This is a genomic window from Serratia sp. MYb239 (genome assembly GCF_002966855.1).
In the GTDB taxonomy this organism is placed as follows: Bacteria; Pseudomonadota; Gammaproteobacteria; order Enterobacterales; family Enterobacteriaceae; genus Serratia_B; species Serratia_B rhizosphaerae.
The window spans coordinates 347,290-361,433 of record NZ_CP023268.1 but is presented as its reverse complement, the minus strand read 5'-3'; the positions used below and the strand labels follow the sequence as shown (position 1 = coordinate 361,433).

The 14,144-nt window shown below is 57.5% G+C and carries 15 protein-coding genes; 6 read left to right on the top strand and 9 right to left on the bottom strand.

The annotated features are described in order from the left end of the window. The first annotated feature begins 5 nt into the window (after positions 1-5). A complete protein-coding gene (mscM, locus tag CLM71_RS01670; RefSeq protein WP_105229471.1) occupies positions 6-3,371 on the top strand; it encodes a miniconductance mechanosensitive channel MscM in 3,366 nt (1,121 codons plus the stop codon). A 62-nt stretch (positions 3,372-3,433) separates the two neighbouring features. Here mscM and epmA read toward each other — a convergent pair whose 3' ends face one another. Next, entirely contained in the window at positions 3,434-4,411 is a 978-nt protein-coding gene (gene epmA / locus CLM71_RS01665; protein ID WP_105229470.1) for an elongation factor P--(R)-beta-lysine ligase, read from the bottom strand. A gap of 399 nt (positions 4,412-4,810) precedes the next feature. Between epmA and frdA the strand changes: the two genes are divergently transcribed. The 4 genes from frdA to frdD are packed head-to-tail and all read left to right on the top strand — an operon-like array spanning position 4,811 to position 8,115. Further along, positions 4,811-6,607, top strand: a complete 1,797-nt coding sequence (frdA, locus tag CLM71_RS01660; protein WP_105229469.1) for a fumarate reductase (quinol) flavoprotein subunit — start codon at positions 4,811-4,813, stop codon at positions 6,605-6,607. Further along, complete coding sequence (locus tag CLM71_RS01655; RefSeq protein WP_105229468.1) at positions 6,600-7,334, top strand: succinate dehydrogenase/fumarate reductase iron-sulfur subunit; 735 nt, start codon at positions 6,600-6,602, stop codon at positions 7,332-7,334. The genes frdA and CLM71_RS01655 overlap by 8 nt, the downstream gene beginning before the upstream one ends. A gap of 16 nt (positions 7,335-7,350) precedes the next feature. Then, complete coding sequence (frdC, locus tag CLM71_RS01650) at positions 7,351-7,743, top strand: fumarate reductase subunit FrdC (RefSeq protein WP_105229467.1); 393 nt, start codon at positions 7,351-7,353, stop codon at positions 7,741-7,743. A 12-nt stretch (positions 7,744-7,755) separates the two neighbouring features. After that, complete coding sequence (gene frdD / locus CLM71_RS01645) at positions 7,756-8,115, top strand: fumarate reductase subunit FrdD (RefSeq protein ID WP_105229466.1); 360 nt, start codon at positions 7,756-7,758, stop codon at positions 8,113-8,115. 47 nt (positions 8,116-8,162) lie between these two features. Here frdD and sugE read toward each other — a convergent pair whose 3' ends face one another. The 4 genes from sugE to efp all read right to left on the bottom strand — a co-directional run bounded on the left by sugE (position 8,163) and on the right by efp (position 9,703). Beyond that, entirely contained in the window at positions 8,163-8,480 is a 318-nt protein-coding gene (gene sugE / locus CLM71_RS01640) for a quaternary ammonium compound efflux SMR transporter SugE (RefSeq protein WP_105229465.1), read from the bottom strand. Positions 8,481-8,702: 222 nt separating this feature from the next. After that, positions 8,703-8,834, bottom strand: a complete 132-nt coding sequence (locus CLM71_RS01635; protein ID WP_054306510.1) for an entericidin A/B family lipoprotein — start codon at positions 8,832-8,834, stop codon at positions 8,703-8,705. A gap of 101 nt (positions 8,835-8,935) precedes the next feature. Next, entirely contained in the window at positions 8,936-9,067 is a 132-nt protein-coding gene (locus CLM71_RS01630; RefSeq protein WP_041411700.1) for an entericidin A/B family lipoprotein, read from the bottom strand. Positions 9,068-9,136: 69 nt separating this feature from the next. Beyond that, positions 9,137-9,703: an elongation factor P gene (gene efp / locus CLM71_RS01625; protein WP_105229464.1), complete on the bottom strand. Its 567-nt coding sequence runs from the start codon at positions 9,701-9,703 to the stop codon at positions 9,137-9,139. 41 nt (positions 9,704-9,744) lie between these two features. On the opposite strand from efp, the gene epmB reads away from it, so the two are divergent. Then, positions 9,745-10,785 carry an EF-P beta-lysylation protein EpmB gene (gene epmB / locus CLM71_RS01620; RefSeq protein WP_105229463.1) on the top strand — a complete coding sequence of 347 codons (1,041 nt, stop codon included), beginning with the start codon at positions 9,745-9,747 and terminating at the stop codon, positions 10,783-10,785. Positions 10,786-10,850: 65 nt separating this feature from the next. Here the strand turns inward: epmB and CLM71_RS01615 are convergent, their stop codons facing one another. The 4 genes from CLM71_RS01615 to CLM71_RS01600 form a co-directional block, all read right to left on the bottom strand. Next, positions 10,851-11,195, bottom strand: coding sequence for a DUF4156 domain-containing protein (locus tag CLM71_RS01615; RefSeq protein WP_105229462.1), 345 nt, complete (start codon positions 11,193-11,195; stop codon positions 10,851-10,853). Between the two features lie 255 nt (positions 11,196-11,450). Further along, positions 11,451-13,094, bottom strand: a complete 1,644-nt coding sequence (gene groL, locus CLM71_RS01610) for a chaperonin GroEL (RefSeq protein ID WP_105229461.1) — start codon at positions 13,092-13,094, stop codon at positions 11,451-11,453. A gap of 45 nt (positions 13,095-13,139) precedes the next feature. Then, positions 13,140-13,433, bottom strand: a complete 294-nt coding sequence (locus CLM71_RS01605; protein ID WP_105229460.1) for a co-chaperone GroES — start codon at positions 13,431-13,433, stop codon at positions 13,140-13,142. A gap of 218 nt (positions 13,434-13,651) precedes the next feature. After that, positions 13,652-14,143: an FxsA family protein gene (locus CLM71_RS01600; RefSeq protein ID WP_105229459.1), complete on the bottom strand. Its 492-nt coding sequence runs from the start codon at positions 14,141-14,143 to the stop codon at positions 13,652-13,654. Position 14,144: the final 1 nt, after the last annotated feature.

Here is a 14,144-nt window from a genome sequence, read left to right as displayed (position 1 = left end):
ATGCCGTGCGCCTGATTATCACCACGTTATTGCTCGGTTGTTTACTGGCTCAGCCGGCGCTGGCGGCGGCGCTGCCTAGCGAGTCACAGCTCAAACAGGAGCTGAAACAGGCAGAAAGCAACAAGAACGCACCCAATCAGGCGGAAACGGTTGAGGCGCTGCAAAGCGCCCTCAACCGGCTGGCCGAACGCACAGAATCCCTGACGCGTACGGAACAGTATCAGAAAGTGATCGACGACTTTCCCAAGATGGCGCAGCAGCTGCGCCGTCAGTTAACGGTCGAAAGCGCCAAAATCCTGCCGAACGGCGACAATCTGCCTACCAGCGAGCTGGAACAGCAAATTCTGCAGACCAGTAGCCAGCTGTTGGAACAGGCGCGCCTGATGCAGCAGGAGCAGGACCGTTCGCGCGAGATCAGCGACTCACTCGGCCAGTTGCCACAGCAACAGACCGAGGCCCGGCGCGCACTGACGGAAACCCAGCGCCGCCTGCAGGCGCTGCCGCCAAACCCGACCAAACCGCAGGCGCTGGCGCAGCTGTATCTGCTGCAGACCGAATCCGCCGCGCGCAAGGCCAAGGTCAATGAACTGGATCTTGCACAGCTGTCGGCCAACAACCGGCAGGAGCTGGCGCGCATGCGTGCCGAAGTATTTAAAAAGCGCCATGAAAAGCTGGATATTCAGCTGCAGGCGCTGCGCAATAACCTGAATAACCAGCGTCAGCGCGAAGCCGAACTGGCGCTGAAAAAAACCGAACAGCTGGCCGAACAGAGCGGCGAGCTACCGAAAAGCATCAGCGAACAGCTGCAAATCAACCGTGAATTGTCCACCGCGCTGAACAACCAGGCGCAGCGCATGGATCTGATCTCTTCGCAGCAGCGCCAGGCCGCCTCGCAAACCCTGCAGGTGCGCCAGGCAATGAGCACCATCATCGAGCAAGCGCAATGGCTGGGTTCGTCGCCGGTGCTGGGCGAAACGCTGCGCGCGCAGGTGTCGACGCTGCCGGAAATGCCCAAACCGCAGCAGCTGGACAGCGATATGGCGCAGCTGCGCGTGCAGCGCCTGCAGTTTGAAAACCAGCTGGAAAAACTGCCGCAGCGCGCGCAAAGCCTTAAACAGGACGACGGCTCCGACCTGACGCCGGGGCAGCAGCAGATTATCGACGCGCAGCTGCGCACCCAGCGCGAGCTACTTAATTCCCTGCTGTCCGGCTGCGATACGCAAATTCTTGAGCTGACCAAGCTGAAGGTGGCCAACACGCAGCTGGTCGACGCGCTCAATGAGATCAAAGACGCCACCCACCGTTATCTGTTCTGGGTGCCGGACGTCAGCCCGCTGACGCTCTCCTACCCAATAAACGTGGCGCACGATCTGACCCGCCTGCTGTCGTTGGATACCCTGGCTCAGCTGAGCAGCGCCTTTGTGATGATGGTGACCAGCCGTAGCACGCTGGTGCCCATTTTCGGCGCCCTGCTGCTGGTGATATTCAGCATCAGCACCCGCAAGCACTATCACGCATTTCTGGAACGTTCGAGCAGTAAGGTCGGCAAGGTCACTCAGGATCAGTTCTATCTGACCCTGCGCAACGTCTTCTGGTCTATTCTGGTGGCGCTGCCGCTGCCGGTGCTGTGGGCAGCGCTGGGCTTCGGCCTGCAAAATGCCTGGCCTTATCCGGTCGCCGTGGCGATCGGCGACGGCGTGACCGCCACCCTGCCAATCCTGTGGGTCTGTATGATCAGCGCCACCTTCGCCCACCCGCGCGGGCTGTTTATTGTGCACTTCGGCTGGCCGGCGCAGCAGGTTTCCCGCGCCATGCGCTATTACAAAATGTCGATCTGGCTGATTGTGCCGCTGATTATGGCGCTGATTACCTTCGATAACCTCAACGACCGCGAATTCTCCAACACGCTGGGACGCCTGTGCTTCATCCTGCTGTGCGTCGCCCTGCTGCTGGTGACCAGCAGCCTGAAGCGCGCCGGTATCCCGCTCTATCTGGATAAGAAAGGCTCCGGCGAAAATATGGTGAACACCGCGCTGTGGGGCGTACTGATGTCTGCGCCGCTGCTGGCAGCGCTGGCGGCCGCCATCGGCTACCTCGCCACCGCCCAGGCCCTGCTGGCGCGTCTGGAAACCTCGGTCGCCATCTGGTTCTTCCTGTTGGTGGTCTACCACATCATCCGCCGTTGGATGCTGATTCAGCGCCGACGCATCGCCTTTGACCGCGCCAAACAGCGGCGCGCCGAGATTCTCGCCCAGCGCGCGCGCGGGGAAGACGAAGCCGGCAATACGCACGTTACCGGCAGTAATGAAGGCACCGTCGATGTCGATGAGACAGAAATCGATCTGGATGCGATCAGCGCCCAGTCGCTGCGGCTGGTGCGTTCGATCCTGACGATGATCGCGCTGGTGTCGGTGATCTTCCTGTGGTCGGAGATCCATTCCGCCTTTGCTTTCCTGGAAAACATCTCCCTGTGGAACGTGACCTCCACCAGCAACGGCATTGACAGCGTTCAGTCGATCACCCTTGGCGCAGTGCTGATCGCGGTGCTGGTGATCATGGTCACTACCCAACTGGTGCGCAATCTGCCCGCGCTGCTGGAACTGGCGGTGCTGCAGCATCTGGATCTGTCTCCCGGCACCGGTTACGCCATTACCACCATCACCAAATATCTGCTGTTGCTGTTCGGCGCTATCCTCAGTTTCTCCTGGATCGGCATCGAATGGTCGAAACTGCAGTGGGTGGTCACCGCGCTGACCTTCGGCCTCGGCTTCGGCATGCAGGAGATCTTCTCCAACTTCATCTCCGGCCTGATCATTCTGTTTGAAAAACCGATCCGCATCGGCGATACCGTCACGATCCGCAACCTGACCGGCAGCGTCACCAAGATCAATACCCGCGCCACCACGATTTCTGACTGGGACCGCAAAGAGATCATCGTGCCGAACAAGGCGTTTATCACCGAACAGTTCGTCAACTGGTCGCTGTCCGACGCCATCACCCGCGTGGTGCTGACCGTACCGGCGCCGGCGGAAGCCAACAGCGAGGAGGTGACCAAAATCCTCACCGACGCCTCCCATCGCTGCTCGCTGGTGCTGGATAACCCGCCGCCGGAGGTCTATCTGGTCGATCTGCAGCAGGGTATCCAGATCTTTGAACTGCGTATCTACGCCGCCGAGATGGGTCACCGTATGCCGCTGCGCCACGAGATGCACCAGTTGATCCTGGCCGGCTACCGCGAACACGGCATTACCCTGCCGTACCCGCCGTTCCAGGTGCGCACCGACACCCTGTCGCGCATCACCAACCACGACGGCCGCGCAGTGTCCTCTACGCCGACGCCAAGCACCAAGCGCAGCTCCGGCAGCCTGTAAGCACAAAAAAGGCCGACATCATCATGTCGGCCTTTTTATTTCATTGCGGACAACGCTGCCAATCAGGCTCGCGTCACCGGGAATGCAATCACTTCACTCAGGCTTTCTGCCCCCAGCGCCAACATCACCAGGCGATCGACCCCCAACGCCACGCCGGCGCACTCGGGCATACCGTGGCTTAACGCATCCAGCAGATGATAATCAATCGGCTGCTGCGGCAGGCCGCGCGCCGCGCGTTTGCGGTTATCCTGCTCAAAACGCTGACGCTGCTCATTGCTGTCGGTCAGCTCGCGGAAGCCGTTCGCCAGTTCGATGCCTTTAAAATACACCTCAAAACGCTCCGCCACGCGGTGATCTTCCGTACTGATCTCCGCCAGCGCCGCCTGTGACGCCGGGAAATGGTAGACGAACGCCGGCTTCTCACGGCCGATGTGCGGCTCTACGCCGAAGGTAAACAGCAGCTGCAGCAGCGTATCGCGATCCTCTTCCGTATCGGCGATATTGCTGAGATCCAGCTTGGCGGCAGCTTCGCGCAGCTGCGCCTTATCCGCCGACAGCGGGTCAATCTCCAGATGGCGCTGGAACGCCTGTTGGTAGGACAGCGTTTCCGCACTGTCGCAGTCCAGCACCTGCTGCAATAAGTCATCCACTTCATTCATCAGCCGGTACATATCGTAATGTGGACGGTACCACTCCAGCATGGTGAATTCAGGGTTGTGGTGGCGTCCGGCCTCCTCATTGCGGAAAGCCCGCCCCAACTGATAAATCGGGCCGCTGCCGGCTGCCAGCAAACGCTTCATGTGATATTCCGGGCTGGTCATCATGTACAGCGTCATGCCATCTGCCGCGTTCGGGCCGACAAACTGCGTCTGAAACGGGACCAGATGGACATCGGTGACGGTCGCCTGGCTCATCGCCGGCGTTTCCACCTCTAATACGCCGCGATCGGCGAAAAAGCGCCGAATCTCAGCGAGAATCGCTGCGCGTTTCAACAAATTGGCGATGGGTGCACTTGGCTGCCAGCTTGCCGCTTCGCTCATGGTAATTACTCCGAAATCAAACAGGGCATGCAGTCTACTCGCATCCCGCCGGGCAAACAAATTCTTGCCGTAGCCGGCCATCAGCCAATTAAAAACATAAAAACAGTAACGGCTATATAAACCGCTGTGAATAAGGCAAATAGAAGTGGAATGAGAGCGCGATACCGTTTTTTACAGTAAGGCCTCCGGCAAGCGTAATAAACGACAAAATAATCGATCACATCAAATTTCACCTACTCAACTTTGGGTATATTAATCCCCAATATTTGCCGGGAGTTATCTGTGCATGGGGGCCAAGTCCATCAATTACCGGCGTTTTTAATTAGCATCCGAATGATTCCTGAATCTTAAGCATTGAAAGTTAATCAGCCGTTCTGACAAGAATACTGGAGGAGTGCAGTGCAAACCTTTAACGCCGATCTCGCCATTATTGGCGCCGGGGGCGCGGGTTTACGTGCGGCGATTGCCGCCGCGGAAGCCAACCCCACTTTAAAAATCGCGCTGGTGTCAAAAGTCTACCCCATGCGCAGCCACACGGTGGCCGCCGAGGGCGGTTCCGCCGCCGTGACCCAGGAGCACGACGCCTACGATTATCACTTTAACGATACCGTCGCCGGCGGCGACTGGCTGTGCGAACAGGACGTGGTGGATCACTTCGTGCATCACTGCCCGCGTGAAATGGCCCAGTTGGAGCAGTGGGGCTGCCCGTGGAGCCGTAAACCGGACGGTTCGGTCAACGTGCGCCGTTTTGGCGGCATGAAAATCGAACGCACCTGGTTTGCCGCCGATAAAACCGGCTTCCATATGCTGCACACCCTGTTCCAGACCTCGCTGAAATACCCGCAAATTCAACGTTTCGATGAACATTTCGTTCTCGACATTCTGGTCGATGACGGTCAGGCGCGCGGCCTGGTCGCCATTAATATGATGGAAGGCACCCGGGTGCAAATCCGCGCCAACGCGGTGGTGATGGCCACCGGCGGCGCCGGCCGCGTTTATCGCTACAACACCAACGGCGGTATCGTCACCGGTGACGGTATGGGCATAGCCTTCCGTCACGGCGTACCGCTGCGTGACATGGAGTTTGTGCAGTATCACCCTACCGGCCTGCCCGGCTCCGGCATCCTGATGACCGAAGGCTGCCGCGGCGAAGGCGGCATTCTGGTGAACAAAGACGGTTATCGCTATTTGCAGGATTACGGCATGGGGCCGGAGACGCCGCTCGGCGAGCCGAAAAACAAATATATGGAGCTGGGGCCGCGCGACAAAGTCTCTCAGGCCTTCTGGCATGAATGGCGCGCCGGTCGCACCATCACCACGCCACGCGGCGACGTGGTCTATCTGGATCTGCGCCACCTCGGTGAGAAGAAGCTGCTCGAACGCCTGCCGTTTATCTGTGAGCTGGCCAAGGCTTATGTCGGCGTCGATCCGGTGAAAGAACCGATCCCGGTGCGCCCGACCGCGCACTACACCATGGGCGGTATTGAAACCGACCAGAATTGCGAAACCCGCATCAAGGGTCTGTATGCGGTGGGTGAATGCTCCTCCGTCGGCCTGCACGGCGCCAACCGTCTCGGCTCCAACTCGCTGGCGGAACTGGTGGTGTTCGGCCGCGTGGCGGGCGAACATGCCGCGCAGCGCGCACTGGAGAGTACGCCGGCCAACGGCGGCGCGCTGGAGGCGCAAAGCCGCGATGTCGAGCAGCGCCTCCATGCCCTGATGGCACAGGAAGGCGACGAAAGCTGGTCGGCAATCCGCGACGAAATGGGCCTGTCGATGGAGGAAGGCTGCGGCATCTACCGTACGCCGGAACTGATGCAGAAAACTATCGACAAGCTGGCGGAGCTGAAAGAACGCTTTAAACGCGTCAAGATTGCCGATCGTTCCAGCGTCTTCAATACCGACCTGCTGTACACCATCGAACTGGGGCACGGCCTGGACGTAGCGGAATGCATGGCGCACTCCGCCTTTAACCGCAAAGAGTCGCGCGGCGCCCACCAGCGGCTGGATAACGGCTGCACCGAGCGTGATGACGTCAATTTCCTCAAACATACGCTGGCGTTTCACCACGCCGACGGCGCGCCGCGCCTGGAATACAGCGATGTGAAAATTACCAAACTGCCGCCGGCCAAGCGCGTATATGGCGCAGAGGCCGATGCGCAGGAAAAAAAGGAGAAGGAGCAGACGAATGGCTGAGATGAAAACGCTGAAAATCGAGGTCATGCGTTATAACCCGGAAAGCGATGACGCACCACATTTCGCGACCTATAGCGTGCCTTATGACGAGCAGACCTCGCTGCTGGATGCGCTGGGCTATATCAAGGACCACCTGGCGCCGGATCTGTCCTACCGCTGGTCCTGCCGCATGGCGATCTGCGGCTCCTGCGGCATGATGGTCAACCGCGTGCCGAAGCTGGCGTGCAAAACCTTCCTGCGCGACTACACGGGCGGGATGAAGGTAGAGGCGCTGGGCAACTTCCCGATCGAGCGCGACCTGGTGGTCGATATGACCCACTTTATCGAAAGCCTCGAAGCGATTAAGCCGTACATCATCGGCAACGATCGCAAGCCGGAAGACGGGCCCAACGTGCAAACGCCGGCGCAGATGGCGAAGTACCACCAGTTCTCCGGCTGTATCAACTGCGGTTTATGCTACGCCGCCTGCCCGCAGTTCGGCCTGAATCCTGAGTTTATCGGCCCGGCCGCCATTACGCTGGCGCACCGCTATAACCTCGATAACCGCGACCACGGCAAAAAGCAGCGTATGCCGCAGCTCAACGGCCAGAACGGCGTCTGGAGCTGCACCTTTGTCGGTTACTGCTCTGAAGTCTGCCCGAAACACGTCGACCCGGCCGCCGCGATTCAACAAGGCAAAGTTGAAAGCGCTACCGACTTTATGATCGCCATGCTGAAGCCGCAATAAGGGAGAGGAGAGTGCAATGACAACACAACGTAAGCCTTATGTGCGCGCCATGGCGCCCAACTGGTGGCAAAAACTGGGGTTCTACCGTTTCTATATGCTGCGTGAAGGCACCTCCGTGCCGGCGGTGTGGTTCAGCATCCTGATGATTTACGGCGTCTTTGCCCTGAAGGGCGGCGCGGAGAGCTGGGCCGGATTCGTCGGTTTCCTGCAAAATCCGCTGGTGCTGCTGATTAATATCATCGCCCTGCTGGCGGCGCTGCTGCACACCAAAACCTGGTTCGATCTGGCGCCTAAAGCGGCCAATATCGTGGTCAACAACGAGAAAATGGGCCCCGGCCCGATCGTCAAAGCCCTATGGGCGGTGACCATTCTGGTCACGCTGGTCGTTCTCGCCGTCGCGCTACTGTAATTGGGAGGAAATATGATTAATCACGCACCTAAACGCTCCGACGAGCCGATCTTCTGGGGGCTATTCGGCGCCGGCGGCATGTGGGGCGCCATCGTGGCACCGGTGATCGTGCTGCTGCTGGGTATTTTGCTGCCGCTGGGGCTGTTTCCGGGCGATGCGCTGAGCTATGAACGCGTACTGACGTTCTGCCAGAGCCTGATCGGCCGCCTGTTCCTGCTGCTGATGATCATTCTGCCGCTGTGGTGCGGCCTGCACCGTATCCACCACGCGATGCACGACCTGAAAATCCACGTGCCGGCCGGTAAGTGGGTGTTCTACGGCCTGGCGGCCATCCTGAGCGTCGTCGCGCTGATCGGCATCGTGACGCTATAACCACCAGGGGCGGCCAAGCTATCCGGCCGCCCCTGGTATTTACCGCATCAGTGACTGCTGAATTTCAGCCCCAAAATCCCGGCAATGATCAGGCACAGGCTAAGAATGCGCATCATGTTGGTCGATTCGCCCAGCAATATCATGCCCATCACCGCCGCGCCTACCGCGCCGATGCCGGTCCATACCGCATAGGCCGTGCCGGCCGGCAGCGTTTTCATCGCATTCGCCAACAGCAGCATACTCACCACCATCGCGGCGATGGTAATAATGCTTGGCGTCAAACGGGTAAAACCGTGGGTATATTTCAGGCCTATCGCCCAGACAACTTCCAGTAAACCGGCAAAAACAAGAATGATCCATGCCATGAAACGGCTCCAGGATTAGGTGGGGTCGTCCCCGGACAGCAGGAAGCGCAGGAAGGTCGTCCAACCTGGCTGAGTGAAGTTATGGATTATATCGCCAAAATGGCGTCTGCGGAACATACCGGCGCCGCACAAAAGCTATGCATACAGGGTATTCCACCGCTTGGGAACAGAGAACAACGCCCGTGATTGCTAATGGAATACCACAGACATTAGAGCGTGACGCTATTGCGCGCTGCGTTGAATCGCTTCGCCGCCGGCCTGTACATCCTTACCGATGCCTTCGGTGGTATTGCACGCGGTCAGCGAAAACAGGAACAGCACGGAGCACATAGCAAGGATACTTTTCTTCAGCATAAGACTTCCTTATTTATCAGTGATGAAAAGATACGGCTCTCTAAGCGTAGTCAATATTGGCGGGCGTTGCGCAAGAAATGGTGTGTGCTATGGACGGCAGCTTAGCTCGCGCCACGGGAGATCGCACCGCCAAGATGCTGAACATCCTGGCCAAAACCACGGAAGGTGTTGCAACCGCTTAACGACAGCAGCAGCGTCAAGGAAATAACGGCCAACAGAGTTTTCTTCATCATGCAAATTCTGCCAACTATCAAGGGAATAAAATAAAACGGGGGAATCCGATGACTCCCCCGCTTTGATGCTTATTTAACGCGTGACACGTATTCGCCAGAGCGGGTGTCAACTTTGATCACTTCGCCAATCTGTACGAACAACGGTACTTTAACCACGGCGCCGGTAGACAGCGTAGCTGGCTTACCGCCGGTACCTGCGGTATCACCTTTCAGGCCTGGATCGGTATCAGTGATTTCCGCTTCGATGAAGTTCGGTGGCTGAACGGCGATAGCACGGCCATCCCACAGGGTGATGATACATTCCGCATTGTCCTGCAGCCATTTTGCCGCGTCGGATACGGTTTTGCCGTCAACCTGATACTGTTCGAAGGTTTCAGGGTGCATGAAGTAATAGAACTCGCCGTCGGTGTACGAGTAGTTCATGTTGGTATCTACTACGTCTGCGCCTTCGCAAGAATCGGTAGATTTAAAGGTTTTTTCCACGCGGGTGCCGGTCAGCAGACGGCGCATTTTTACGCGGGCGAACGCCTGACCTTTACCTGGTTTCACGAACTCGCTGGATTCCACAGCATAAGGTTCGCCTTCAAACATGATTTTAAGACCCGAACGGAAATCGTTGCTAGAATAAGTCGCCATAATGGCCCTCTGAATTTTAAATTGGTAGCTTAGCCAAAAAAATGGCACATATTGTAACCCAAAACATCGCAGATAGAGAAGATTGGTTGCATCAACTCGCCGATGTTATTACCGACCCCGATGAATTGCTGCGGCTTCTGTCACTGAACACGCATCCGCAATTGCCTCAGGGACGCGATGCGCGCCGCCTGTTCCCGCTGCGCGTGCCGCGCGCGTTTGTCGCCCGCATGCGCGCTGGCGACGCCGGCGACCCGCTGTTACGTCAGGTGCTGACCGCCAGTGAGGAGTTTGTGACCGCCGCCGGCTTTACCACCGATCCGTTGGATGAACAGCGCAGCGTGGTGCCCGGCCTATTACACAAGTATCGTAACCGCGCCCTGCTGCTGGTAAAGGGCGGCTGCGCCGTCAATTGCCGCTACTGCTTCCGTCGTCACTTTCCTTATCAGGATAACCAGGGCAATAAGGCCAACTGGCGCCAGGCGCTGGACTATATCCGCCAACACCCTGAACTGGACGAGATCATCTTCTCCGGCGGCGACCCGCTGATGGCGAAAGATCATGAACTCGACTGGCTGATCGGCGAGCTGGAAACCATTCCGCATGTAAAGCGCCTGCGTATCCACACCCGTTTACCGGTGGTGATCCCGGCGCGCATCACCCATGAACTCTGCCAGCGGTTGTCCCAATCACGCCTGCAGGTGCTGATGGTGACCCATATTAACCATGCCAATGAAATTGATGCGGCGCTGACGGCCAGCATGGCGCAACTGCGCCGTTCCGGCGTCACCCTGCTCAATCAGAGCGTACTGCTGCGCGGCGTCAACGACCATGCCGATACGCTGGCGGCGCTGAGCAACGCCCTGTTTGATGCCGGTATTCTACCCTATTATATTCACGTGCTGGATAAGGTGCAGGGCGCAGCCCACTTTATGGTCAGCGACGATGACGCGCGCCATATCATGCAGCAGTTGCTGAGCAAGGTGTCCGGCTATCTGGTGCCGCGCCTGACGCGGGAAATCGGCGGTGAAGCCAGCAAAACGCCGCTGGATCTGCGGCTGGCGCAGGACGGGCCCCAGCCATAAGCGAAAAAAAGAGGAATGCGCAGGCATTCCTCTTTTTTATCTCGCTGGTTAACGGCGCGGAGCCGTTATGGGCATTTATAAACCTGACCCATCATTTTGCTGTCCAGAGGCGCAAAGCTGGAGAGCAGATTCTGGCTTGGGCTGGTCGCACCGTAAATCACGTTGCCGCCCATTTCAGCCGCCTTGTTACGCAGATCATTGGCCGCGCCGCGCAGGCCGCCGCTTTCTGCATTACTGCCGGACAGCCAGTTGCTCTGAGTGCCGGTGACTTCCCCCACCAGCTGACATTCCGCCGCCGGTTTGGTATCGGTAAATTTAACCTGCTGACCTGCGCTGGTCAGTTGATGAGTGGTGCTGCATCCTGCCAGCAGCAACGCCGCCGAAAGTCCCAGTAAGGCTTTAGTCCGCATCTTGTTCCCCATATAATGTTGAGAATTACGCAAAAGCTTATCAGAAAGCAATGCTACCTCTTAAGCTTCCGTTGCCACGTATACTTGGTCAACGCATAGAGCGACAGTTGATGAGGTAACAGTTTACACGCTAAATCCGTCCGGCCGGTAAAAATATCGCCAAACACGGTGCGCCAATGCACGAAAAAGCGACCCCATAAAAAAACCCCGGCGCCAGGCCGGGGTTTTCACTCACGCAAGCGTGAAGGGGGATGATTACATCATGCCGCCCATACCGCCCATGCCGCCCATACCTGCAGCGCCCATGTCGGCTTTATCTTCTTTCGGCAGATCGGTAACCATGCACTCGGTGGTGATCATCAGGCCAGCCACGGATGCCGCGTACTGCAGTGCAGAACGGGTTACTTTGGTTGGATCCAGGATGCCCATGCCGATCATGTCGCCGTACTCTTCAGAGTAAGCGTTGTAACCGTAGCTGCCTTCGCCCGCTTTCACGCTGTTGGCGATAACGGAAGCTTCTTCACCGGCGTTGACCACGATCTGGCGCAGTGGCGCTTCCATCGCGCGCAGCGCAACTTTGATACCCACGTTCTGATCTTCGTTGTCGCCTTTCAGCTCGGCAATTTTGCTGGCTACGCGGATCAGCGCAACGCCGCCGCCGGCAACCACGCCTTCTTCAACCGCAGCACGGGTCGCGTGCAGGGCATCTTCAACGCGGGCTTTCTTCTCTTTCATTTCAACTTCGGTAGCTGCGCCAACTTTGATAACGGCAACGCCGCCTGCCAGTTTAGCAACACGCTCCTGCAGTTTTTCACGATCGTAGTCGGAGGTCGCTTCTTCGATCTGCTGGCGAATCTGCGCTACGCGGCCCTGGATGGTCGCTTCGTCGCCGACGCCATCGATGATGATGGTGGTGTCTTTGTTGATCACAACGCGTTTGGCCTGGCCCAGGTCTTCCAGCGTGGTTTTTTCCAGTTCCATGCCGATCTCTTCAGAGATCACGGTGCCGGCAGTCAGGGTAGCAATATCCTGCAGCATGGCTTTACGACGGTCGCCGAAGCCTGGCGCTTTAACCGCAGCCACTTTCACGATGCCGCGCATGGTGTTCACCACCAGCGTAGCCAGCGCTTCACCTTCAACGTCTTCAGCAACGATCAGCAGCGGTTTGCCGGCTTTCGCTACGGCTTCCAGTACTGGCAGCAGTTCACGGATGTTGGAAACTTTTTTGTCAGCCAGCAGGATGAACGGGCTTTCCAGCTCGACAGAACCGGTTTCCGGCTTGTTGATGAAGTATGGGGACAGGTAGCCGCGGTCGAACTGCATACCTTCAACCACGTCCAGCTCGTCCTGCAGGCCGGTGCCTTCTTCAACGGTGATAACGCCTTCTTTACCGACTTTTTCCATCGCTTCTGCAATCAGTTTACCCACGGTTTCGTCGGAGTTTGCAGAGATGGTGCCGACCTGTGCAATCGCTTTGGAATCAGAGCAAGGTACGGACAGTTTTTTCAGTTCTTCTACCGCTGCAATAACCGCTTTGTCGATGCCACGCTTCAGATCCATCGGGTTCATGCCCGCAGCAACGGCTTTCAGGCCTTCGTTCACAATGGCCTGCGCCAGAACGGTTGCGGTGGTGGTGCCGTCGCCCGCAGCGTCGTTCGCTTTGGAGGCAACTTCTTTCACCATCTGTGCGCCCATGTTTTCGAACTTGTCTTCCAGTTCGATTTCACGCGCTACGGATACGCCGTCTTTGGTGATGGTTGGCGCGCCGAAAGATTTGTCCAGCACTACGTTACGGCCTTTCGGGCCCAGGGTGACTTTTACCGCGTCCGCCAGAATGTTCACGCCGTTAAGCATTTTTACGCGTGCGTCATTGCCGAATTTTACGTCTTTAGCTGCCATTGGTATTTCCCTTCAATTCTTTTCAGTTCAGAAGATAAAGCGTAATTACGCTTCAACAATTGCCAGGATGTCGCTTTCGGACATGATCAACACTTCTTCATTGTCGATCTTCTCGGCTTTCACGCCGTAACCGTCGTTGAAAATCACGATGTCACCGATTTTCACATCCAGCGGTTGAATATTTCCGTTTTCCAGAACGCGCCCTTTGCCAACGGCCACTACTTCGCCACGAGTGGATTTACCCGCCGCAGAGCCAGTCAGTACGATGCCGCCAGCAGATTTTGATTCAACTTCTTTGCGCTTGACGATAACGCGGTCATGCAATGGACGAATACTCATTGAACGCTCTCCTGTAAGAAGGTCTGTCTCAGATTTAGGGTTGTGCACCGGATTATCATGTTTACCGGCCTCGTGGGTTTTGAGATGGGGGCATTCCAACCCCCTTCAAGGGGGCGGGAAAAAAAAATTTTTAACCGACGGAGTAATTGCGATCGCCCACACAAAAACGCGGCCAGAAGGCCGCGTGGTGATTCACTGTGAAATACGACAGACGTCCGTTAACGATCGTCACGTTTGTCATGATCGTCCGGGCGGTGTTCCAGCGTATGGCGATCGTCGTCCTTACGCTGGAATTCACCGTCAAAAGTATTGCCGTTGGCCGCATCACCACCTGGCCCCCGGCCGCCGGGGCGGTAAACCGACAGATGCGGCATCAGCTTCAGGGTCAGCGTTTTCTGCACCGGCGGCAGCAACAGCAGCAGGCCGAGGAAATCGGTAAAGAAGCCCGGCACCAACAGCAGGAAGCCCGCCATCACCAGCGAAACGCTTTTCACCATTTCGGCCGCCGGACTTTCGCCGGCCGCCAGCTTCTGCTGCATCTGCACAAAGGTTTTCATTCCCTGGTTGCGCACCAGCGATATCCCGACACAGGAGGTGAAAATCACCAGCAGCAGGGTGACGGCGACGCCCAATACGGCGGCGACTTTGATAAATAACGATATTTCAATGTATACCAGCAGAAATATCAGCAAAAACGGTAACCAGCGCACC